At 72.2% G+C, this 22,397-nt stretch carries 24 protein-coding genes; 12 read left to right on the top strand and 12 right to left on the bottom strand.

What is annotated here, in order from left to right; translation table 11 throughout:
- From ABFX46_RS24835 to ABFX46_RS24805, 7 genes are all read right to left on the bottom strand, one after another.
- Entirely contained in the window at window positions 1-582 is a 582-nt protein-coding gene (locus ABFX46_RS24835) for a GAF domain-containing protein (protein WP_346045638.1), read from the bottom strand.
- A 28-nt stretch (window positions 583-610) separates the two neighbouring features.
- Window positions 611-1,192 (bottom strand): GTP-binding protein, encoded by a 582-nt coding sequence (locus tag ABFX46_RS24830; protein ID WP_346045637.1) that lies wholly within the window; start codon window positions 1,190-1,192, stop codon window positions 611-613.
- Window positions 1,173-1,538, bottom strand: coding sequence for a DUF742 domain-containing protein (locus ABFX46_RS24825; RefSeq protein ID WP_346045636.1), 366 nt, complete (start codon window positions 1,536-1,538; stop codon window positions 1,173-1,175). The genes ABFX46_RS24830 and ABFX46_RS24825 overlap by 20 nt, the downstream gene beginning before the upstream one ends.
- Window positions 1,535-1,969: a roadblock/LC7 domain-containing protein gene (locus ABFX46_RS24820; protein WP_346045635.1), complete on the bottom strand. Its 435-nt coding sequence runs from the start codon at window positions 1,967-1,969 to the stop codon at window positions 1,535-1,537. Before ABFX46_RS24820 ends, ABFX46_RS24825 begins: the two co-directional genes overlap by 4 nt.
- A 30-nt stretch (window positions 1,970-1,999) precedes the next feature.
- Window positions 2,000-3,625 (bottom strand): sensor histidine kinase, encoded by a 1,626-nt coding sequence (locus ABFX46_RS24815; protein WP_346045633.1) that lies wholly within the window; start codon window positions 3,623-3,625, stop codon window positions 2,000-2,002.
- A 307-nt stretch (window positions 3,626-3,932) separates the two neighbouring features.
- Window positions 3,933-4,526 (bottom strand): MOSC domain-containing protein, encoded by a 594-nt coding sequence (locus tag ABFX46_RS24810; RefSeq protein ID WP_346045632.1) that lies wholly within the window; start codon window positions 4,524-4,526, stop codon window positions 3,933-3,935.
- Between the two features lie 117 nt (window positions 4,527-4,643).
- On the bottom strand, window positions 4,644-5,393 hold the full coding sequence (locus ABFX46_RS24805; RefSeq protein ID WP_346045631.1) for a TetR/AcrR family transcriptional regulator: 750 nt from the start codon (window positions 5,391-5,393) through the stop codon (window positions 4,644-4,646).
- A 133-nt stretch (window positions 5,394-5,526) separates the two neighbouring features.
- On the opposite strand from ABFX46_RS24805, the gene ABFX46_RS24800 reads away from it, so the two are divergent.
- The 11 genes from ABFX46_RS24800 to ABFX46_RS24750 all read left to right on the top strand — a co-directional run bounded on the left by ABFX46_RS24800 (window position 5,527) and on the right by ABFX46_RS24750 (window position 15,717).
- On the top strand, window positions 5,527-6,492 hold the full coding sequence (locus ABFX46_RS24800; RefSeq protein ID WP_346045630.1) for an ATP-binding cassette domain-containing protein: 966 nt from the start codon (window positions 5,527-5,529) through the stop codon (window positions 6,490-6,492).
- Complete coding sequence (locus ABFX46_RS24795; protein ID WP_346045628.1) at window positions 6,489-7,283, top strand: ABC transporter permease; 795 nt, start codon at window positions 6,489-6,491, stop codon at window positions 7,281-7,283. The genes ABFX46_RS24800 and ABFX46_RS24795 overlap by 4 nt, the downstream gene beginning before the upstream one ends.
- Before the next feature lie 172 nt (window positions 7,284-7,455).
- Window positions 7,456-8,028 (top strand): hypothetical protein, encoded by a 573-nt coding sequence (locus tag ABFX46_RS24790; protein WP_346045627.1) that lies wholly within the window; start codon window positions 7,456-7,458, stop codon window positions 8,026-8,028.
- Window positions 8,029-8,122: 94 nt separating this feature from the next.
- Window positions 8,123-8,737: a class F sortase gene (locus ABFX46_RS24785; RefSeq protein WP_346045626.1), complete on the top strand. Its 615-nt coding sequence runs from the start codon at window positions 8,123-8,125 to the stop codon at window positions 8,735-8,737.
- A gap of 45 nt (window positions 8,738-8,782) precedes the next feature.
- Window positions 8,783-9,934, top strand: a complete 1,152-nt coding sequence (locus ABFX46_RS24780) for an SAM-dependent methyltransferase (protein WP_346045624.1) — start codon at window positions 8,783-8,785, stop codon at window positions 9,932-9,934.
- Between the two features lie 74 nt (window positions 9,935-10,008).
- On the top strand, window positions 10,009-10,365 hold the full coding sequence (locus ABFX46_RS24775) for a cupin domain-containing protein (RefSeq protein ID WP_346045622.1): 357 nt from the start codon (window positions 10,009-10,011) through the stop codon (window positions 10,363-10,365).
- A 97-nt stretch (window positions 10,366-10,462) separates the two neighbouring features.
- Window positions 10,463-11,269: an SAM-dependent methyltransferase gene (locus ABFX46_RS24770; RefSeq protein WP_346045620.1), complete on the top strand. Its 807-nt coding sequence runs from the start codon at window positions 10,463-10,465 to the stop codon at window positions 11,267-11,269.
- A gap of 74 nt (window positions 11,270-11,343) precedes the next feature.
- Window positions 11,344-11,688 (top strand): effector-associated constant component EACC1, encoded by a 345-nt coding sequence (locus ABFX46_RS24765; protein WP_346045618.1) that lies wholly within the window; start codon window positions 11,344-11,346, stop codon window positions 11,686-11,688.
- Complete coding sequence (locus ABFX46_RS24760) at window positions 11,685-13,907, top strand: caspase, EACC1-associated type (RefSeq protein ID WP_346045616.1); 2,223 nt, start codon at window positions 11,685-11,687, stop codon at window positions 13,905-13,907. Before ABFX46_RS24765 ends, ABFX46_RS24760 begins: the two co-directional genes overlap by 4 nt.
- Before the next feature lie 66 nt (window positions 13,908-13,973).
- Window positions 13,974-15,065, top strand: coding sequence for an adenosine deaminase (locus ABFX46_RS24755; RefSeq protein WP_346045614.1), 1,092 nt, complete (start codon window positions 13,974-13,976; stop codon window positions 15,063-15,065).
- A 7-nt stretch (window positions 15,066-15,072) separates the two neighbouring features.
- Entirely contained in the window at window positions 15,073-15,717 is a 645-nt protein-coding gene (locus tag ABFX46_RS24750) for a PH domain-containing protein (protein WP_346045612.1), read from the top strand.
- Window positions 15,718-15,795: 78 nt separating this feature from the next.
- Here ABFX46_RS24750 and ABFX46_RS24745 read toward each other — a convergent pair whose 3' ends face one another.
- From ABFX46_RS24745 to ABFX46_RS24735, 3 genes are read right to left on the bottom strand one after another with little or no spacing between them, the layout of a single operon-like run.
- Window positions 15,796-17,472, bottom strand: a complete 1,677-nt coding sequence (locus ABFX46_RS24745; protein WP_346045610.1) for a phospho-sugar mutase — start codon at window positions 17,470-17,472, stop codon at window positions 15,796-15,798.
- Window positions 17,469-18,269, bottom strand: coding sequence for a purine-nucleoside phosphorylase (locus tag ABFX46_RS24740; RefSeq protein WP_346045608.1), 801 nt, complete (start codon window positions 18,267-18,269; stop codon window positions 17,469-17,471). The genes ABFX46_RS24745 and ABFX46_RS24740 overlap by 4 nt, the downstream gene beginning before the upstream one ends.
- A gap of 36 nt (window positions 18,270-18,305) precedes the next feature.
- Complete coding sequence (locus ABFX46_RS24735) at window positions 18,306-18,758, bottom strand: gamma-glutamylcyclotransferase family protein (RefSeq protein WP_346045606.1); 453 nt, start codon at window positions 18,756-18,758, stop codon at window positions 18,306-18,308.
- A 207-nt stretch (window positions 18,759-18,965) separates the two neighbouring features.
- Between ABFX46_RS24735 and ABFX46_RS24730 the strand changes: the two genes are divergently transcribed.
- Window positions 18,966-20,351 (top strand): NAD(P)H-quinone dehydrogenase, encoded by a 1,386-nt coding sequence (locus tag ABFX46_RS24730; protein WP_346045604.1) that lies wholly within the window; start codon window positions 18,966-18,968, stop codon window positions 20,349-20,351.
- Window positions 20,352-20,400: 49 nt separating this feature from the next.
- On the opposite strand, the gene ABFX46_RS24725 is transcribed toward ABFX46_RS24730, so the two are convergent.
- Both ABFX46_RS24725 and ABFX46_RS24720 read right to left on the bottom strand, forming a co-directional pair.
- Window positions 20,401-21,684, bottom strand: a complete 1,284-nt coding sequence (locus tag ABFX46_RS24725) for an ArsB/NhaD family transporter (protein WP_346045603.1) — start codon at window positions 21,682-21,684, stop codon at window positions 20,401-20,403.
- 43 nt (window positions 21,685-21,727) lie between these two features.
- Window positions 21,728-22,186, bottom strand: coding sequence for a CBS domain-containing protein (locus ABFX46_RS24720; protein ID WP_346045602.1), 459 nt, complete (start codon window positions 22,184-22,186; stop codon window positions 21,728-21,730).
- Window positions 22,187-22,397: the final 211 nt, after the last annotated feature.

The following is a 22,397-nucleotide window of genomic DNA, read 5'->3' as shown; positions in this document are numbered from 1 at the left end:
TCAGCCGAGCAGTTCCTCGCGCCGCCGGATCAGCTGGACGAGTTCCGCGGCCCGGTCCTTGATGAGGTTCAGCCCCGGATGGCCCCACGGGCGCGGCTCGCGGTCGATGATGCAGATCGTGCCGAGCGCCGTGCCGGTCCGGTCGATCAGCGGCGCGCCGACGTAGGTCCGGATGCCGAGCTTGTCGACGACCGGGTTGCCGGCGAAGCGCGGGTAGTCGCACACGTCGTCCAGGACGAGCGCCTTGCGCCGGACGACGACGTGCGGGCAGTAGCCGTGGTCGAGCGGCACCTCGCGGCCCAGCTCGACGGCGCCGCCCGCGTCCGCCCCGGGGTCCTCGGGGGCGTACAGCCCGGCGAGGAACTGGTGGTCGGTGACGAAGTTGACCATCGCGAACGGCGGGACGCCGGTGCCGACGAGGCGCCGGGCGGTCTCGGCGAGGTCGCGGGCGAACGCGTCGAACTCGGGGTCGGGCGACTGGCCGAGGCCGAGTTCGCGCAGCCGCGCGACGCGCTGCGGGACGTCCTTGTCGACGGGGGTCAGCAGGTGGCCGGCGGGCTCGTACAGGGGCTCGTGATTCACGGGACACTCCATTGGCGGCGGGTTCGGGTCATGCGGAGGGTGCGGGAACGGTGGCGATCAGATGCCGGATGAGGGCGCGCAGCACCGACGTGGCGGAGCGGCCGTCGCGCGCGTCGCACAGCACGATCGGGACGCGCGGGTCGAGTTCGAGGGCGGACCGCACCTCGTCGGGGTCGTAGCGGAACGCGCCGTCGAACTCGTTCACCGCGACGAGGAACCGGGTGCCGCGGTTCTCGAAGAAGTCGACGGCCTCGAAGCACGCCTCCAGCCGGCGGGTGTCGGCGAGCACGACGGCGCCGAGCGCGCCCGCGCACAGCTCGTCCCACATGAACCAGAAGCGCTGCTGCCCGGGGGTGCCGAACAGGTACAGGACGATGTTGTGCTGGTCGATCGTGATCCGGCCGAAGTCGAGCGCCACGGTGGTCGTGGCCTTCTCCTCCACCCCGCCGAGGTCGTCGATCCCGACGCTGGCCGTCGTGATGAGCTCCTCGGTGCTGAGCGGTTCGATCTCGCTCGCCGCGCCGACGAACGTCGTCTTCCCCACGCCGAACCCGCCCGCGATCAGGATCTTGACCTGAGTGGGGAACACCTCAGGCTCGTTGTAGGCCATCGAGCAGCTTCTCCAATAGGTCTCGGTCGGTGAGTTCGGCCGCGGGACGCGGCGCCCGCGTGGTCATGGCGCGCCAGTGCACCAGGTCGGCGAGCAGGACCTTGGTGACCGCCACGGGCAGCCGCAGGTGCGCCGCGACCTCGGCGACGGAGGTCGGCGCGCGGCACAGTTCGAGCGCCATGCCGTGCTCGGGGTCGAGGTTGGCGGGGACCTGGCCGGTCGCCACCACCAGGGACAGCATGTCCAGGTGGACGGCCGGGCGGGTGCGCCCGGCGGTCACGGTGTACGGGCGCACCAGCGGCCCGGCGTCGTCGTCGAGCCATACCTCGTTCTCGCCGGCCGTCATAGCGAGGGATGGGGATCGCTCGTACCGGCCGCCGACCGCGCCGCCGTGCCGAGGAACGGCCGCACGGACTTGATCAGCCGGGCCATCTCGAAACCGACGACGGACGGATCGGCGTCCGCCCCGGCCAGCACCGCGAGGACGGAGTTGTAACCGGCCCACGCGATGAACAACTGGCTGGACTTCAGCTCCGTCACGACCTGCCGGACCTCGTTGCTGCCGTCGAACTTCGTCCCGGCGCTGCGCGCGATGGAGAAAAGGCCGGAGGCGAGCGCGGCGAGCTGCTCGGCGCTGGCGCGGTCGAAGCCGTCGGAGGCCTTCAGCATGCCGTCCGAGGTCAGCAGCACGCTGCCGCGGATGACGGGAACCTCCTCGCCCAGCCCCCGCAGCAGCCAAGCAAGATCTTGAGCCTGGTTCGGGGAGACAGCACTCAATGGACGCTCCTTATCGCTCGTGAAGTTTCGTCAGCCCGCGCTGCCCGGGTCATCGGCAAAGCCGCCGTCCGCATCGCCGCCATCCTCCTCGGCGCCGCGCACACCCCGCTGGAACGCCGCCATGAGACCGGGATTGGGCTCGATTTCGTCGTCGTCCTGCTGCTGCGGCGCGGGGGCGGTGAGCAGTTCGGGCGCCATGTTCGCCTGGACGCGGCGGCGCGGCAGCGAGGGCCGCTCGCCGCCGTCCGCCGGAGGCCCGCCGGACGCGGCGAGCGGCTGGGACACGGGGGCGGCGGGCCGCGCGGCGGCCGCCTGGACGGTCGTCTGCTGCTGGACGGCCGCGGGCTGCTGGACGGGCCGGTGCGCGGCGTGCGCACCGGTGGCGGCGGGCACGGCTGCCGCGGCGGTGGCGGCCGGCACCGGTACGCGCTCGGAGTCGTCCGGCGGCTCCGGCGCCTGGGCCGGGGCCTGCGCCGAAGCCCGGGTCTGGGCCTCCAGCGCCTGCTGGCCGACCATCTCCTTGGGCACGATCACGACGGCCTGGGTGCCGCCGTACAGGTTGTCCTGGAGCTGGACGCGGACACCGTGCCGGCGGGCCAGGGCCGACACCACCAGGAGCCCGATGCGCCCCTCCTGCAGCAGCTCCCCGGCACCGGTCCGGTCGGGGTCGGCGAGCAGCTCGTTCAGCCGCCGCTGCGTCTCGCGCGGGATCCCGAGCCCGCGGTCCTCGACCTCGACGGCGAGGCCCGCGCTGACCGTGTCCACGCGGATCAGCACCTGCGTGTGCGGGGGAGCGAACTTGGTGGCGTTCTCGATCAGCTCGGCGAGCAGGTGCACGACGTCCGCGACCGCGCCGCCGTGCAGGGTCCCCTCGACGGGCGGCACCACCTTGACCCGGTTGTAGTGCTCCACCTCCGCGATGGCCGAGCGCAGCACCTCGTAGACGGTCACCGGCCGGCTCCACTGGCGGCGGGACGCGGCGCCGCCGATCACGGCGAGGCTCTCCGCCTGGCGGCGCATGCGGGTGCTGAGGTGGTCGACCCGGAACAGGCCCTTGAGGAGGTCGGGGTCCTCGACCTGGTTCTCCAGCTCGTCCAGGCCGCGGATGGCCCGGTGGGCCAGCGACTGCATCCGCCGGGCGAGGTTGACGAAGACGTCCACCCGCTGGTCGGTGCCGCCGGTCTCGCGGGCCGCGGTGTCCAGCACGGCGTTCCACGCCTCGCCCTGCGCCTGCCGCAGCTCGTAGGCGAGCCGGATGAACGGGTCGCCGGAGTCGGTGGCCGGGACGTCCTCGCTGCGCGGCGCGGTCTCCCCCGCATGGACGCGCTCGACCAGCTCCCGCAGGCCCTGCCGACCGCGCGCGATCGAGAACCACAGCTCGCCGAGCCGCCGCTGGACGTCGTCGTGGCCGCGCACCGACAGCCGGGCCTGGAGCCGGTCGACCCGCCGGGTCGCCGCGTCCGCCGCGTACACGGCCGCGCCCAGCGTGAGCACGACGCCCACGGCGATCACGACCAACACCACCTGCGTCCGGCGCGTGACGGCGTCGTCGCCGTAGAGCATCGCCGCGGCGCCGGCGCCGAGCACCCCCACCACGGCCGCGGGCAGGACGGAAATGCACAGGTGGAAGGACCGTACGTTGCTGTGGCGACGCATGCCGCGGGCCGGGGTCCTGCCGTGACGCCGGACATCCTGGCGCTCGCTGTCGGCAGCGGGTTCGGAGAAAACAGACATCGGCGTCCTCAGTGCGATCGGCGGCTCAGCAGGACTCGCATGACCGAGTAAGGCGTGCTCTTACGGGCACACTCCGTATCTAGGCTGACACAACGTACGTTCGGGCAAGCGCAGATCGCCGAGATTCCAGAGATATCGAACCACTTTCAGCAACCCTGTCCCGCCATGCCCATTTCGCCCGAAATTGCCTATATGTACGCAGCCGCTATGTATGTGTCGCTTCACTTCTTCAGCGGCCGGAGCGCTTTCGGGCCACGTCGCGCACGTAGTACGGCAGTTCCTCGATCGGGATCAGCAGCGGCAGCAGACCGGGCTCGGCAGTGAGCGCGCGAAAGGCGACGGCCACGGTCACATCATGGCCGGGCCGCCGCACGAGTCCGACCGTGTCGCCCGCGCGGATCTCACCGGCCTCGATGACGCGCAGATAGGCCCCCGGCCTCGCCGCCCGCGTGAACCGCTTGATCCATCCGGTCTCGCCCAGCCAACCCTGAAAGGTGCCACAGGGAATCCGGGGGCAGCTCACCTCCAGCAGAACGCCCCGCCCGACGCGCCACCGGTCGCCGATCAGCGCGCCGTTGACGTCGATTCCGGCGGTGGTGAGGTTCTCGCCGAAGACGCCGTCGGGGAGCGGCCTGCCCAGTTCGTCCTGCCACCGGTCGAGGTCCTCGCGCGCGTAGGCGTAGACGGCCTGGTCCGGCCCGCCGTGGCCTCGGACGTCATAGGCGCGGTCGCCTGCCAGGCCGACCTCGCCCGTCCCCTCGGAGGCCGGTGCGGTGACCTGCACCGGGCCGTCGACTGGTCGCTTGTCGATGCCGGTCAGCATGTTCTTCTTCCACGGACTGGCGCGGGGGCGGCCGACATTGACCGAGATCAGCTGCATTGGACGACGGTACGAAGCCGGCCACCGAGCGGCGACTTCTTTTCTGGGTGGTGCGCGGGGTCAGGGGGTGATGATGGAGGTGGCGAAGCCGTCGTGGAGGCGGGTCAGGCCGAACTCGAAGAGTTGTTCGTAGGAGAAGTCGAAGGTGTTGTCGGCCATGTTCGCCATCGTGGGGTAGTCGCCGCTGCTCATGGCCTTGATGAGAGTCGGTTCCTGGGCGGCCCAGAACTGCTCGTTGCTGACGCCGGTGCGGGCCTCGGCGCGGCGTTCGTTGACGTAGCGGCGGGCGACGCCCTCCACGTAGTCGTTCTGGGCGCTGATCATCATGAGCAGGGTGCGGTCGTCCACGCCCGTGGGGCGGAGCAGGGCGACGAGGCGGTCGAGGCCGCGCATGGCGTTGGGGCCGAGGAGCGGGCGGCTCTGGTCGACGAACGCGTACCAGGGATGGTCGAGGCACAGCCGCCAGTGGTGCCGGGCGTCGGCCTCCAGGATCTCGCGCCAGCCGCCCTCCGCGTCCTCGCCGGGGACGTCGATGACGTGGTCGAGCATGAGGTCGAGCAGTTCGGCCTTGCCGGGGACGTAGCGGTAGAGCGACATCGTCCCGACGCCGAGGCGGGTCGCGATGGAGCGCATCGACAGCGCTTCGAGGCCCTCCGTGCGGGCGAGCTCGTCGGCGACCTCGACGGCGGCGGCGACGATCCGGTCGAGGCTGAGCGCGGGCGGGCGCCCGCGCGGTGGCCGGGTCGTGTCGCCCCACAGCAGCTTCAGGCTCCGCCCGAGGTCGCGGCCGTCGCCGTGCTCCGTCGTCATCGTCCGTCCTGGTCATCGGTGCCCGCCTGCGTACCGGACACGACGCTACCGCGTCGCGGCCGGGGCGGCCCGCGACACTTCGAGTATGCTGTACGCTAATTTGCGTATGGCATACGCGAAATAGGGAGGCGGCATGCCGGAGCACGCGATCCTCGCCGCGGGGATCCGCAAGGACTACGGGACGAAACGGGCGCTGGACGGCTTCGACCTCGCGGCCCCGCCGGGCATGGTCTACGGCCTGCTCGGCCCGAACGGCGCGGGGAAGACGACCGCCGTGCGCATCCTCGCCACGCTCGTCCGGCTGGACGGCGGCCGGGCCGAGGTCGCCGGGGTGGACGTCGCCGCGCGGCCTCAACAGGTGCGCCGCCGGATCGGCTTCGCCGGGCAGCACGCCGCGCTCGACGAGGTGCTGACGGGACGGCAGAACCTGCGCATGTTCGGCCGCCTGTTCCACCTCGGCCGGCGCGGCGCGGCGGCCCGCGCCGAGGAGCTGCTGGAGCAGTTCGGCCTGGTGGAGGCCGCGGACAAGGGCGTGAAGGAGTACAGCGGCGGGATGCGCCGCCGGCTCGACCTGGCGGCCGCCATGATCCTCGCCCCGGACGTGCTGTTCCTGGACGAGCCGACCACCGGGCTCGACCCGCGCGGCCGCAACGAGGTGTGGCGCGCTGTCCGGTCGCTGGTCGCGCGGGGCACGACCGTGCTGCTGACGACGCAGTACCTCGACGAGGCCGACCAGCTCGCCGGGCGCATCGCCGTCCTCGACCGGGGCCGCGTCATCGCGGACGGCACGCCGCGGTCGCTGAAGCGGCTGATCGGCGCGGACCGGGTCGAGGTGGTGGTCCGCGATCCCGCCGACCTGTCCGCGGCGGCGGCCGTGGTGGCCCGGGTCGCGTCCGCCGATCCGCGGGTCGACACGGGCGCGGCGCGGGTGCACGCGCCGGTCGCCGACCGGGTGGCCGCGCTGACCGAGGTCGCCCGCACCCTCCAGGACGGCGGCATCGCCGTGGACGACATCGGGCTCCGCCGCCCCACGCTGGACGAGGTGTTCCTGCGCCTCACCGGGCACCGGGCCGAGGAGAGGGAAGGGGTGGACGCGTGACCGCGCGGCTGTACTGGGCCGTCGCGGACAGCTGGACGATCGTCCTGCGCGGCCTGACCCACTACGTCCGGCAGCCGGCCGGCATCGCCTGGCAGCTCGGGTTCCCGATCGTCTCGGTGCTGCTGTTCGGGTACGTGTTCGGCAGCGCGATGTCGGTTCCGGGCGGCGGCGACTACCGCGAGTTCCTGATGCCCGGCATGTTCGGCATGACCATGGCCATGGGCTTCATGAACACCGCGTACGCCGTCGTCCACGACAGCGGACGCGGCGTCACCGACCGGTTCCGGTCGATGCCGATGGCGTCGTCGGCCGTCGTCACGGGACGCGGGGTCGGCGATCTGATCGGCGCGACCCTCGACCTCCTCGTCCTGGCGCTGACGGCCCTGGCGATCGGCTGGCGCTCGGACGGGGGCGTGCTCGGCACGCTCGGCGCCTTCGGGCTGTTCCTGCTGCTGCGCTTCGCGCTGATCTGGGTCGGGGTTCTGCTGGGCCTGCTCGTGCCGAACGAGGAGGCGGCGGGGAGCCTGTTCGCGGTGGCGTTCCCGTTCGCGATGATCTCCAGCGCGTTCGTGGCGCCGTCCCTCATGCCGGACTGGCTGGGCGCGGTCGCGCGGTGGAACCCGGTGTCGTCGACGGTGACGGCGTCCCGGGAGCTGTTCGGCAACCCGGCCGCGGTCGGCGGCTCCTGGGTCGAGCAGCACGCCCTGCTCATGGCGCTCGTCTGGCCGGTCGCCATCACGGCGGTCTTCCTGCCGCTCGCCGTCCGCCGCTACCGCCGCCTGAGCCGCTGAACGGCGGAATGTGACGGCTATCACGCCGACTTCCAGGCTCAGGAATTGCGATCATGAAGGCGAAAAAAGGGCCTCGAACCAATCGCGTGCGCGCTTCATCGTATGAGGGCATAAGGGGGCACGGTGCGAGGCCGAAAGTCGAAGTAAGCCGCCGTGTCGTAGTGGGGGAGAGATGCGACTCGGAAAGGCGGCCGTTTTCGGCCTCGTCCTCGGCGGCATGACGGTCGGCCTGGCCGCGCCCGCGCTGGCCGAGGGCGGTGACGTGGTCGTGCAGCCCGGCCAGGCGCGGCCCGGCGACCAGATCACCGTCGTCGGCAAGAAGTGCGCGGTGGACGGCGAGGCCGGTTCGCTGGCCTTCGTGGGCGGCGCCGTCCCGCTGAACGGCGCCGAGGAGGTCGACGGCCGAGCGGGCCTCGCGACCATCAAGCCGGACACCTCCCCGGGCGACTACACGGTGCAGGTGCGCTGCGGGACGCACCGGTCGATCGGATACCTCAAGGTCCTGGACGCCAAGACCCCGCCGACGACGCACCGGCCCACCCCGCGGCAGACGCCCGCCGGCTCGGCGCGCCCGACGCCGCTGGGCAGCGCGCACCCGACCCCGAGCGGCGGCGCCAAGACCGGCTTCGGCGGCGGCTCCGGCGGCGCGAACCTCGTGCTGCTGGCGGGCGGCGGAGTCCTCATGGCGGGCGCGGTCGGCGCCGGCGGCCTGGCCGCCCGCCGCCGGAGCGGCTCCGACTCCTGACGGCACGGACTCACGGCCGATGGCGGCCGCCTTTCCCGGAGGCGGCCGATTCCTTTTCCGAGATCCTTCATTCTCACCGGACGGGTGAACGGCAATGGCGCGAAAGGCCGGTCTGTGGGCGGCCGCGGTCGTCCTGATGGCGGCCGGCCTGACATTCGCGGGTCTCGGGCTGCGCGGCCCGGGAGGCCCGCCGCGGCCGCCCGCGTGGGCCGCGACCACCCGGCCGGCCGACCACCGGGCGGCGGCGCTGCCCCGCTCGGTGCCGGTCCGGGTCGCCGTCCCGTCGATCGGGGTTCGCGCACCGCTGATCGGGCTGGGCCTCGACGCCGACGGCTCGGTGCAGGTCCCGTCCGGGGACCGTCCCGGCGAGGCCGGCTGGTACGACCGCGGGCCCACCCCCGGTGAACTCGGCGCGGCCGTGCTGCTGGGCCACGTCGATTCCGCGAAGGGCGCCGCGGTCTTCTACGACCTCGGCCGGGTGCGGCCCGGCCACCGCGTCGAGGTGACCCGCGCGGACGGCCGGGTCGCCGTGTTCACCGTCGAGTCCGTGGAACGCGTCGCCAAGGACGAGTTCCCCACCGGCCGCGTCTACGGCCCGCTCGACCACGCCGGCCTCCGGCTCGTGACCTGCGGCGGCGCGTTCGACCGGACGGAACGCAGCTACCGCGACAACATCATCGTCTACGCCGCCCTGACGTCCGTCCGGTAGCGGCTGGGGCCGCGCCCGACGCGCGCCGCGAACTACCGTTGCCGGATGGACGAGTATGCGGTGCCCATCCTGCCGAGCCGCGACCTCAACGAGACCCTCGACTTCTACGCCCGGCTGGGCTTCGAGCTGCGCGGCGACCCGCCGGACCGGTACGACTACCTCATCATCGGACGCGGCGGCGTGGAGCTGCAGTTCTTCCACGACCCAGAGGTGGACCCGCTGACCACCGCGGCCGGCTGCTATGTCCGCGTCCCGGACGCCGACGCCCTCCACCGCGCATGGTCGGACGCCGGCGTGCCGGCCGACCCGGCCACGGGCAGCCGCCTCCAGCCGCCCGAGGACCGCGAGTACGGGATGCGCGAGTTCGCGCTCGTCGACCGCAGCGGCAACCTCCTGCGCGTCGGCTCGCCGCTGCCGGACGCCCCGGGCTTCGACACCTCCGTCGCGCACCCCGCCCGGGTCTACGACTACTGGCTCGGCGGGACCGACAACTTCGCCGCCGACCGGGAACTCGGGGACGCGATGATCCGCGCCATCCCGACGCTCCCCGCCATGGCGCGGGCCAACCGGTCGTTCATGGAGCGGGCGACGCGGCACCTGGTGGAGTCGGGCGTCACCCAGTTCCTCGACATCGGCAGCGGCATCCCCACGTCCCCGAACCTGCACGAGATCGCGCAGGGCGCCGACCCGTCCGCCCGCGTCGTGTACGTCGACAACGACCCGCTGGTCACCGAGCAGGCGCGGGAGATGATCGCGGACGTCCCCGGCGTCGCCTACCTGCACGGCGACCTCACCCGGCCGGAGACGATCGGCGCCGACCCGCTCCTCGCCGGGACGCTCGACCTCACCCGCCCGGTCGCGCTGATGGTCGTCGCGCTCCTGATGTACTACCCCGCCGAGCGCCGCCCGGAGCGGTGGGTGGCGACGCTGCTCGACGCGCTCCCGTCCGGCAGCACGCTGGCGATCTCGCACCCGACCGCCGACTTCGACCCCGAGGCCGTCGCCGCCGCCAACGCCGCGGCGAACGCGGCCGGCATCCCGCTGGTCTCCCGCACCCGCGACGAGTTCGCCGCGCTGTTCGGTTCGGCGGCCCTCCTCGACCCCGGCGTGGTGCCGATCGCGGCCTGGCGTCCGGACACGCCCCCGGCCGACCCGCAGGAGGCCTACTACTACGCGGCGCTCGCCCGTAAGACGTGACCTCGATCCCCGTCTTGACGCAGGTCAGAGGCAGTGCAAGCGTGGAAGGTGATGGTGGATAAGGGGGACCCATCATGACCGAGATCAAGAGCATTGAGAAGCCGGACGACCGGCGCGACTTCCCCCGGGGGCACCTGGAGGTCGTCAACCTCACCGGACTCGTCTTCGGGAAGGCGACGTTCGAGCCCGGCTGGCGCTGGACCGAGTCCGTCAAGGACATCGCGGGCACCGACCTGTGCGAAGTCCACCACAACGGCTACGTCGTCGAGGGACGCATGCGCATCCGGACCAAGGACGGATCCGAAGGCGAGGTCGGCCCCGGGGACGTGTTCGTCGTGGAGCCGGGCCACGACGCCTGGGTCATCGGCGACGAGCCCTGCGTGATGTTCGACTTCGCCGGCAACATCGGCGACTACGCCAAGGCTCGCTGACCGGCACATCCACTGACCGATTGCGGCCGGGGGGCGCGATGAGACGTCCCCCGGCCGCAGACTGTGCGGACAAGTGATCGCCGTGGAGGAGGGCCGCGTGGCCGAACCGGACGAGGTCCCCGCCGGGGTGAACACCGCCGTGCCGAACGGAGCCCGGATCTACGACTACCTGCTGGGCGGGAAGGACAACTACGAGGCCGACCGGCGCGCCGCCGAGCAGATGATCGCCGCGAACCCGGCGGCCCCGCTGACCGCCCGCGCCAACCGCGACTTCCTCGGCCGCGCCGTCCGGTTCCTCGCCGCCGAACGCGGCGTCCGGCAGTTCATCGACATCGGGGCGGGGCTGCCGACGCAGCAGAACGTCCACGAGGTCGCGCAGGCCGCCGCGCCCGGCAGCCGCGTCGTCTACGCCGACTACGACCCGGTCGTGGTCGCCCACGCCGACGCCCTCCTCGCCACCACCGGCGACGTGACCGTGATCCGGGGCGACCTGAAACGCCCCCGGGAGATCCTTGATGACGCCGGGACGCGGGCGCTGCTCGACTTCGACGAGCCCATCGCGGTGCTGCTCGTGGCGATCCTGCACTTCGTCGGCCCCGGCGAGGACCCGTGGGGGATCGTCGCCGGGCTGCGCGACGCGCTGCCGTCCGGGAGCCACCTGGTCGTCTCGCACACGGCGAGCGAGTCGCCGGACGGCGTGATGGCCGCCGCGCAGCGCGGGTTCCGCGCGTCGGGCGCGCCCCTGACGGCGCGGACGCGGGCCGAGATCGAGCGGTTCTTCGACGGCTTCGACCTGGTCGAGCCGGGGCTGGTCGACGTCCGGGCCTGGCGCTCCGGCGACTCGGCGGGCGACCTTCCCGAACTGCCGTGGACGATGGTCGGCGGTGTGGGCCGCCGGCCGTGAACCTCAGGCGTGCCGTGCCCGTCGGTGATGTAGTGGACGTGGAGAGAGGGGCGGGAGTGGAGGCTTTACTCAGCGTGGCGGATTCGTCCGACGGGACGGAGATCGCATCCCTGTACCGGTGGCTGGCGCAGGACCCGGACGTCCGCCAGGACGCGAAGGTGACGATCGTCCCGGCGCCGCCGCGGCCGGGCGACATGGGCGGCTCGCTTGAGGTCGTGAACGTCGTGCTGAGCAACGCCATCGCGTTCAGCAGCCTGGTCGTCGCGGTGGCCGCCTGGATCGGGTCGCGGAGATCGTCTTCTGGTCCCGTCGTACGGATCGAGCGCGAAGGCGCGGCGGTCACGATCAGCGCCGACTCGCCGGAGGCGATCCAGGACGTTCTCCGGGCGCTGGACGGCGAGGCGGGCGGGGCCGAGTGACCGGGCTGCCGGACGCCGAAGGCTCCCGAGCCGTCCTGATCGGCGTCCACCGGTACGACACGCTGGACGATCTACCGGCGGTGGAGCAGAACCTCACCGGCCTCCGCGACGTGTTCACCGACCCTGCGCTGTGGGGGCTGGCCGAACGGAACTGCCTGCTCGTCAGGCAGCCGGCCTCGGCCCGGACGATCCTCGACACCCTGCGGAAGGCCGCCGCCGAGGCCACCGACGCACTGATCGTCTACTTCGCCGGGCACGGCCTGACCGACCCCTACACGGATGAGCTGTGCCTGGCGCTGCCCGACACCGATCCCGAGCACTCCTACACCGCCCTCCGGTACGAGGACGTACGCCGCGTGGTGATGCACGCGGGCGGCGGAGCCCATCGCAAAGTGGTCATCCTGGACTGCTGCTACAGCGGCCGGGCCCTGGTCGGCGGCATGAGCGCGACCGAGCAGGTCGCCGACCAGGCGGTGGTGGACGGCACGTACCTGCTGACCGCGTCCGCCGAGACCCGCAAGGCGCTGGCCCCGCCCGGCGAGCCGTACACGGCGTTCACCGGCGAACTGATCCACACGCTCGCCGAAGGCGTCCCCGGCGGGCCCGCCCTGCTGGACATGGAGACCGTGTACCGGCGGCTGCACGTCCGGCTGACCGCGCGGTCGCGGCCGATACCGCAGCAACGCAACCGCAACGCGGGCGGCGCCATCGCCCTCGTCCGCAACACCGCCGCCCCCGAACTCTCACCGCCACCGCCTCGTGCTGCGCGCCGGTCCCGGCATCCGCTGGACGACGTGCACGAAGGCGTCATGCAACTCGCATTCCAGATCGCCCGCACGCTCGGCCCCACCGGCGGCCTGGCCCGATACACGGCGCCGGACGGCACCCGCCGCACCACCGCGGACCCGGCCGTTCTCTGCCAGGCCACAGCCGAGCCCCGCACGGACGCCGAACTGGGCGCCGATCTCATCCGCCGGCTGGTGCGCCGGATGCGCACCGAGCACTCGGACGGCGCCGCCACCGCCGCCGTGATGGCCCAGGCGATGATCAGCACCGCGCTCGACATGGTGCGCCATGACGTCATATCCCCGGCCCGCCTCCGCACGGAGCTGGCCGAGTCCGGTGAGTGGGCCGTCCGGCTGCTGCGCGGCAGGGCCGTCGAGATCGCGCGTAAGGAGCAGCTCCAGCAGGTCCTGACCGCCGCCACCGGCGACCCGGACGGCGCCGCGGCCCTCGCGGAGGCGGCGGACAAGATCGGCAAGGAGGGCGTGATCTTCCTGGAGGAGCGCGAACGACCGGGGCTGGAGTTGGAGCTTCACGAAGGAATGTTCCTGCCCGCCAACCCCGGCGACCCCGGCCCTCCTTCGGCCTTCACGCTCACCGAGCCGTATCTCGTTGTGCTGACCGAGCCGTCGCCCGACGCCGTCCGGCAGCGGCTCGGCGAGCAGGAGCGGCCCGTGGTCGTGCTCACTCCCGCCGACGACGCCCCAGCGGTCCTTGTACAGGCCTTCGGCGAGCACCGCTGGGAGCAGCTCCTGCCGAGCGCCAATCCGCTCGGCACCCTCGACGACCTCGCCCTGTTGATCGGCACGAACCTTCGGCGGGGAGATCCCGTGGTCGTCCCGGAGATCACGGTCGACGCGTCCGGGGTGCGCATCCACCACGAGTACCGCGGTGACATGGACGGGATCCATCGCCGCATCAACGACTTGCGCGCCGCGGCGTCGGCCGCGCCCACCGCTGCCCAGCGTGTCGGCATCAAGCTGCGCATGGCGCAGATCGCCGGGGGAGTCGCCATCATCCGGATGGGCCCTGCCCTCGGCGAGCCGGAGGAGGATTTCCGGACGCGCATGGACGTCCTCGTCCGCGCCAGGGAGGCAATGCCCGCCCTCATCGACGAGGGATTCGTGGACGGCGGGGGAAGCGCCCTGCGCGCGGTGGCAGGAGACCTTGCCGGCGCGCCGCCGCCGGGTCTGGCGCCGATGGTGCTCGGCGTGGGATTGTCAACGCCCCTCATCCGGTTGGGAACCGACTGCGGCCTCAACCCCGGCCAGGTGCAAGAGGCGATCGGCGGAGCGTCCGGCGCGACTGGGCTGGACGTCCGGACGGGACGCCCGGTCGCGATGGCCGAAGCAGGGATCATCGACTCCGTCGCCGTCCTCGCCGGTGCCGTCACGGCCGCGATTGCGACGACGCGGGAGTTCCTCGCGCTCGCCTGACGTGCGCGGCGCCGATTGGCGGAAGTTGACGACGTGGGAGGCGGCGGGTCCGGGTAGGTTCGAGAGATGAACGAGCGGCCGACTCTTGAGGACATTCGCCGGGCGCCGAAGGTGCTGCTGCACGACCACCTGGACGGTGGCGTGCGCCCCGCGACCATCGTGGAGCTGGCGCGGGAGACCGGGTACGCGGACCTGCCCACCACCGACGCCGACAACCTGCGGACGTGGTTCGAGGAGGCGTCCAACTCGGGGTCGCTGGAGCGGTACCTGGAGACGTTCTCGCACACGGTCGGCGTGATGCAGACCGTCGAGGCGCTCACCCGCGTCGCCTACGAGTGCGCGGAGGACCTCGCGAACGACGGCGTCGTGTACGCGGAGGTCCGGTACGCGCCGGAGCAGCACCTCGGCATGGGGCTGACGCTGGAGCAGGTCGTCGAGGCCGTCCTCGACGGGTTCGCGCGGGGCCGCAGGGACTTCGGCATCCGGGTCGGGACGCTGGTCACGGCGATGCGGCACCAGGCGCGCAGCATGGAGATCGCGGAGCTGGCCGTCCGCTACCGGGACCTCGGCGTCGTCGGGTTCGACATCGCGGGCGCCGAGGCCGGCTACCCGCCGACCCGGCACCTGGACGCGTTCGAGTACCTGCAGCGGGAGAACGCGCACTTCACCATCCACGCCGGGGAGGGGTTCGGGCTGCCGTCGATCTGGCAGGCGATCCAGTGGTGCGGCGCGGACCGGCTCGGGCACGGCGTCCGGATCATCGACGACATCGAGGTGGACGGCGACGACGCGCGCCTCGGCCGGCTCGCCGGGTACGTCCGGGACAAGCGGATCCCGCTGGAGATGTGCCCGACGTCCAACATCCAGACGGGCGCGGCGAAGTCGATCGCCGAGCATCCGATCGGGCTGCTGCGGCGCCTCAGCTTCCGCGTCACCGTCAACACCGACAACCGGCTGATGAGCGGCACGACGCTGTCGCAGGAGTTCGCGAAGCTCTCCGAGGCGTTCGGCTACGGATGGGACGACCTGCAGTGGTTCACGGTGAACGCGATGAAGTCGGCGTTCGTCCCGTTCAACGAGCGGCTCGAACTGATCAACGGGGTCATCAAGCCGGGCTTCGCCCAGCTCAAGTGGAGCGGGGCCAGGCCGCTGGCATGATCGAGCCATGACCATTCGCTCCACCGGCGGGCAGGTCGCCGCTTACGCGTGGCTCGTGTTCGCCCTGCTCAACTTCGTGGACCTGTTCGTCGGCATCACCGGTGACCCCGACTACTCGCTGACGACGTTCACCATCGCGTTCCTGCTGCTGCTCGGCTGCGGGATCGCCTACACGGTCGGGCTGCGTCCCGCGATCATCGCGGACGAGGAGGCGCTGAGCGTCCGCAACCCTCTCCGGGAGGCCAGCGCGCCCTGGGCGGCGGTCCGGCGCATCGAGGGCAAGAACGCGGTGACGGTCCGCTTCGCGGGCCCGGACGGGACCGACCTGGAGACCCGCGCCTGGGTGCACCAGACATCGCCCCGCGCGCAGGCCAAGGCTGAGGCGCGGGCGCAGAAGCAGGCGCGCAAGAACCAGGGCCCGGCCGTCGACCTGCGCGGACGGACGGCCACGGGCTTCGCCGCCCAGCAGCTCAACGAGATGCGCGACCGCCACCGCCCGAAGGCGAAGTCGGGCGCCCCCGGCAAGGCCGCCGCGGCGAAGACCGAGGCCACCGCCACGGGCACGGTCGAATGGTCGCTCCCGGCGGTCGCCTCCCTGGCCGTCCCCCTCGCCGCCGTGATCGCCTGCCTGATCGTCTCCATCTTCAACTGACCGCGCCACGTCGTTGATCTGCGGCGTGTTGTTGTTTTGGACGCGCTCATAACAACAACACGCCGCAGGTCAACGAATTCAGGCGAGGACGGTCGCGAGGGCTTGGCGTAGGGCGTTCAGTTCGGTGGCGGCTTGGGCGCGGACGTCGGTGATGTCGTCGTCCCCGACGGGCAGGACGACCTCCAGGTAGCACTTGAGCTTCGGTTCCGTGCCCGATGGGCGGATGACCACGCGGGAGCCGCCGGCGAGGCGGAAGCGCAGGCCGTCGGTGGGCGGCAGGCCGCCGGACGGCTGCGACAGGTCGTCGAACGCCTCGACGGCCCGGCCGGCCAGGTCCTGCGGGGGAGCGGCGCGCAGGCGGGCCATGGCGGCGGTGATCAGGGACAGGTCGTCCACCCGGATGGAGAGCTGCGATGTGGCGTGCAGGCCGTACTTGCGGGCCTGCGCGTCCAGGAGGTCGAGCAGCGTGCGGCCGTCGCGCTTCGCGTCGGCGGCGAGGGCCGCGACCGCGAGGGCGGCGCCGATGCCGTCCTTGTCGTTGACGAGGACGCCGCGGTCGTCGCCGACGCTGTACCCGAGCGCCTCCTCGTACCCGAACACGAGCCGGTCGGGTGCTCGGCGGGGGGACGACCCCGCACGCCCCCCGGTACGGCCGGGCGCCCCGCCCGCCTTCATGATCCATTTGAAGCCGGTGAGCGACTCGGCGAACCGGACCCGGTGCGCGGCGGCGATCGCGCGGAGCAGGGACGACGACACGATCGTGGTGACGGCCAGCCGGTCGTCGCCGGCGGTGTGCCGCAGGACGTGCTCGGCGAGCAGCCCGCCGACCTCGTCCCCGGTCAGCGTCCGCCAGCCGGACGGGGACGGGACGGCGACGGCGCAGCGGTCCGCGTCCGGGTCGTTGGCGATCACCAGGTCGGCGCCGCGGGCCTCGGCGAGGGCGAGCGCCAGGTCCAGTGCGCCCGGCTCCTCCGGGTTCGGGAAGGCGACGGTCGGGAAGTCCGGGTCCGGGTCGGCCTGCTCGGGGACGACGATCGGCGCCGGGAACCCGGCGCGGTCGAACGCCGCCAGCAGGACGTCGCGGCCGACGCCGTGCATCGGCGTGTAGACGATCGAGATGTCGCGGTCGCCGCCGAGGCGCAGCGACGACACCGCGTCCAGGTACAGCCCGGTGTCGTCGTGGACGGGCCAGCCGGAGCCGAGCGGCAGCTCGTCCACGCGGCCGACGGCGTCGATCGCGGCGGAGATCTCGCCGTCCTGCGGCGGGACGATCTGCGCCCCGTCCGACCAGTACACCTTGTAGCCGTTGTCGCGCGGCGGGTTGTGGCTGGCCGTCACCATGACTCCGGCGACGATGTCGTCGAACGCCCGGGTGAAATGGGCCAGGACGGGCGTCGGGACGGGGTCGGCGAACACCTCGGGACGCAGGCCCGCCCCGCTCAGCACGGCCGCCGTGTCCGCGGCGAACCGCCGCGAGCCGTGCCGGGCGTCGAAACCGATGATCACCCGGCCGCCGGGGGGCAGGCAGGCGGCCAGGCCGGCGGCGGCGCGCATGACCGTCACCCGGTTCATGCGGTTCGGGCCGGCGCCGAGTTCGCCGCGCAGGCCGGCCGTCCCGAACTCCAGGCGGGAGCCGAACCGGGAGGCCAGGGCCTCGTCGTCGCCGGCGTCCAGGATCGCCCGGAGCTCGGCGCGGGTCCCGGCGTCCGGGTCCTGCGCCAGCCATTCCTCGGCGCGCGCGCGGAGGTCGCTCACAGCTTCGCCAGGACGGTGGCGAGCAGGGTGCCCATGCGGCCGGCGGACGCGCGTCCCGCGGCGAGGACCTCCTCGTGGTCGAGGGGCTCGTCCGACAGCCCGGCCGCGATGTTGGTGACCAGGGAGATCCCGAGGACGTCCGCGCCGCCGCGCCGCGCCTCGATCGTCTCCAGGACCGTCGACATGCCGATCATGTCGGCGCCGAGCGTGCGCAGCATCCGGATCTCGGCGGGCGTCTCGTAGGTCGGCCCGCGGAACGCCGCGTAGACGCCCTCCCGCAGGGTCGGATCGACCTCCTTGGCGAGGGCGCGCAGCCGTCCCGAGTACGCCTCGGTCAGGTCCAGGAACGTCGGGCCGGTGAGCGGGTTCGCGCCCGACAGGTTCAGGTGGTCGGCGATCAGCACCGGGTCGCCGACGCTCTGGTGCTCGGGCCGCAGCCCGCCCGCCGCGTTCGTCAGCACCGCCGTCGTCACCCCGGCGGCCAGCGCCGTCCGGACGGGATGCACCACCGCGTCGACGCCGTGCCCCTCGTACAGGTGCGTCCGGCCGAGGAACACCAGCGCCCGGCGCCCGCCGATCTCGACGACCCGGATCGTCCCGGCGTGCCCCTCCACGGCCGGGGGCGCGAAGCCGGGCAGTTCGGTGACCGTCAGCTCGGTGACGGGCTCGCCCAGCCTGTCGGCGGCCGGCACCCAGCCGGAGCCCATCACGAGGGCGACGTCGAAGGAGTCGATGGACGTGCGGTCGCGCAGCGCGTCCGCGGCCGCCCGTGCCAGTGCAAAAGCGTCGTTGCTCACAAGGCCGACACTACCGCCGGGCCCCTCGTGTCTCGATCAGTCGCCGAGCGACTTGCACGGACGCGTCCGCAGCTCCTTGACGTAGTCGTCGGGGGCGCCGGCCTTCTCGGCCGCGTCGGCGAGGATGCCGAGGTAGCGCGCGGACGGCAGCCCGCCCTCGTAGTCGTCCAGCACGTACATCCAGCACAGGGCGTCGCCGTCGAGCGTCTCCACCCGGACCCGAATCTTGCGGTAGACGTCGAGCGCGGCGCCCTCCCAGGCGTCGAGTTCCTTCTCGTCCCAGGCGGGCACGTCGTACATGACGACGAAGACCTGCTCGGAGCGGTCCTCGACGACGGTCGCGAGGGCACCGTCCCAGCTCTTGTCCTGCCCGCCGAAGGTCAGCCGCCAGCCGGCCAGCCAGCCGGTGCCGCGCATCGGGGAATGCGGAGCCCGGCTCGCCATCTGCTCGGGATCCATGTTGGAGGCGTACGCCGCGTACAGTGCCACGTTGGCCAAGGCTACGCCACGTTCGGAGCGGGGGTGTGGGGGTTGCCCCCCACGGGTGACTCGCCACGTTCGGAGCGGGGGTGTGGGGGTCGGCCCCCACAGTGACTCGCCACGTTCGAGGCGGGGGTGTGGGGGTTGCCCCCCATGCGCGTTGCAACGGCGCAGAACGGGACTTTTCACTGGCCGGCATAGGGAAGGATGGAAGATGTGACCCGCATCGTGATCATCGGAGGAGGACCGGGCGGTTACGAGGCCGCGCTCGTCGCGGCCCAGCTCGGCGCGGACGTGACCGTCATCGAACGGGACGGTCCCGGCGGCGCCTGCGTGCTCACCGACTGCGTGCCCTCCAAGACGCTCATCGCCACCTCGACCCGGATGGCGGTCATGTCGGAGTCGACGGGCCTCGGGCTGCGCTTCAACGGCGGCCCGGACGGCATCGTCGGCGCCCTGGAGGCCGACATGGCCGAGGTCAACAAGCGCGTGAAGGACCTCGCGCGGGCCCAGTCGTTCGACGTCGCCGAACGGCTCGCCTACGAGGAGGTCAAGATCGTCCGCGGTGAGGCGCGGCTGGTGGAGCCGCACGTCGTCGCGGTCGGCGACCGGCACATCCGGGCCGACATCGTGCTCATCGCGACGGGCGCGACGCCGCGCGTGCTGCCGGGCGCCGAGCCGGACGGCGAGCGCATCCTGAACTGGCGCCAGCTCTACGACCTGCCGGAGCTGCCCGAGGACCTGATCGTCGTCGGGTCCGGTGTGACGGGCGCGGAGCTGGCGGGGGCGTACCTGTCGCTCGGGTCCAACGTCACGCTGGTGTCCTCGCGCGACCGGATACTCCCGACCGAGGACGCCGACGCCGCCGCCGTCCTGCAGGAGGTGTTCCTGCGGCGCGGGATGAACGTCATGTCGCGGTCGCGGGCCGCGGGCGTCGAGCGGTCCGGCGACGGCGTGATCGTCACGCTGGAGGACGGCAAGAAGATCGAGGGCTCGCACTGCCTGATGACGGTCGGGATGGTGCCGAACACCACGGGCATCGGCCTGGAGGAGATCGGCGTCCGGTGCGACGCGCGCGGGTTCGTCGAGGTGGACAAGGTGTCGCGGACGTCCGTCCCGCACATCTACGCGTCCGGCGACTGCACGGGCGTGCTCATGCTCGCGTCCGTCGCGGGCATGCAGGGCCGCATCGCGATGTGGCACGCGCTGGGCGAGGCCGTGCAGCCGCTCAAGCTCGGCTGGGTCGCGTCCAACATCTTCACCGACCCGGAGGTCTCGTCGGTGGGCGTGACACAGCAGATGGTCGACTCCGGGGACGTCAACGCCCGGACGGTCATGCTGCCGCTGTTCACCAACGCGCGCGCCAAGATGCAGGGCTTCGAGGACGGTTTCGTGAAGCTGTTCTGCCGTCCGTCCACGGGGATCGTGCTCGGCGGCGTCATCGTGGCACCGCGGGCGAGCGAGCTGATCCTCGGCGTGTCGATCGCCGTGCAGCAGCACCTGACCGTCGACCAGGTCGCGCAGACGTTCGCGGTGTACCCGTCGCTGTCGGGCAGCATCACCGAGGCGTCCCGGCGGCTGATGGCCGAGCACGCCTACTGATGGCCGAGCACGCCCGCGCGGAGGCGCGCCCGGCCATCGGAGGACCGCGCTAGAAGTAGCGCAGCGCCACGTAGACCCACGCCATCAGCGTGCTCAGCACGGTGACGACGATCCCGTAGCGGGTGAACTGCCAGAAACTGATCGGGTTGCCGGTTCTGGCGGCGATGCCGATCGCGACGACGTTGGCGCTCGCCGCGACGGCCGTGCCGTTGCCGCCGAAGTCGGCGCCGAGCGCGAACGACCACCAGAGGGCCTCCGCGGTCGTCGGGTCGGGCGCCCCCGCCGCCATCCCCTCCACGATCGGCGCCATCGTCGCCGCGTAGGGGATGTTGTCGAAGAACGCGCCGAGCACCGCGGACCCGAACAGCAGGCTGGTCGCGGCGGCGAAGTAGTTGTCGCCGACGGCGTCCGCCGCCCAGGTCCCGATCGTCTCGATGACGCCGGTGTGCCCGAGGCCGGCGACCATGACGAACAGGCCGACGAAGAACACCAGCACCGGCCACTCGACCTCTTCGAGGACGTCGGAGACCTCCACCTGCGACACCAGCAGCATGACGCCCGCGCCGACGAGGGCCACGATCGACGGCTCCGCGTGCAGCACCGAGTGCAGCATGAAGCCGGCGATGACGAAGCCCAGCACGACCAGGCAGCGGACGAGCAGCTTCGGATCGGTGATCGCTTTGCGCTCGTCCAGCGACATCACCTCGGCGACGTACCGCTCGTCGTAGGTGAACGACTTGCGGAACATCACCCGCGCCAGCAGCACGAACGCGATGAAGATGACCACCACGATCGGCGCCATGTGGACGAGGAAGTCGTTGAACGTCAGCCCCGCCCGGCTGGCGATGATGATGTTCGGCGGGTCCCCGATGAGGGTCGAGGCGCCGCCGATGTTGGACGCCAGCACCTCGGCGATGAGGTACGGGTGCGCCGGGATCCGCAGCCGGTTGCAGACCACCACCGTCACCGGCGCCACCAGCATGATCGTGGTGACGTTGTCCAGGAACGGGGAGGCGACCGCGGTGATGACCATGAGCATCACCAGCAGCCGGTACGGCCGGCCCTTGGAGCGCTTGGCCGCCCAGATCGCCAGGTAGTCGAACAGTCCGGTGCCCTTGATGATCCCGACGATGATCATCATGCCGAGCAGCAGGAAGATGACGTTCCAGTCGATCCCGTCGTGCTCGGAGAAGAAGACCCCGGCGCCGGGAGTGAGCCCCAGCACCGTCATGGCCCCGGCCGCGATCAGCACGACCTTGACCTTGTCGGCCTTCTCCGTGGCGATGAAGAAGAACGCGGTGACGAAGATGGCGAGCGCCGCCGCCGCCGTCACCGCGCGGCCCCCCGTTCCGCGGCCGGGCCGAGGGGCGGGAGGGTCAGTCGTCGGGCCTGGTCAGCGCCAGGGCCGACAGCAGCCGGTCGAGGATGACCGCGCCGGTGAGGAGTCCGGCGTCGTCCACCACGGCGACCAGGGGGCTGCGCTGGCGGGCCATGAGGGTGGCGAGCTCCAGCAGGTTCGCGGACGATTTCACGATGACCGGGCGGGGAGTGTGCGTGCCGAGGCAGTCGCCCACTCTCATGTCGCGGATCTCGTGCCAGAAGACGTCCGCATGGGCCTCGTCCACGGCCCGGGACAGCGCCGAGTCCTCCTGGTAGGCGACGGGCACCGCCAGCTTCAGCACCTGCGTGCCGGGCAGGACCAGGCGGGGGCGCTGCTCCTCGTCCACGACGATCAGCCCCGGAAGCCGGCCGAGGGCCATGACCTGGATCGCGTGCGCGATCGAGTCGTGCCGCGTCACGGTCGGCACCTTTATGGCGATGTCCCGCGCTTGCATGTCGTCCTTTCGGCTTCCGGAAAGCCTGACTCTTCGAGTTGATAGATTCCTCCTCCTCACGCCGGGGGCGATCCCGTCGCAGGACGGCCTCCGCGGCGCCTTGGGCGGGAGGCGATGCCCGCCGCTCGTTCGCTGTGCCATGCGTCCGCCCCTTTCTGCGTACGGCGTCCAGTCTTTGCGGAGGCGGCCCGCACCTATATCGGGAGCGACC

Origin of the sequence: Actinomadura chokoriensis, assembly GCF_039529475.1 — a bacterium.
Lineage (GTDB): Bacteria > Actinomycetota > Actinomycetes > Streptosporangiales > Streptosporangiaceae > Spirillospora > Spirillospora bangladeshensis.
The sequence above is the reverse complement of the archived record's forward strand: the minus strand, read 5'-3'. Positions and strand labels throughout refer to the sequence as shown.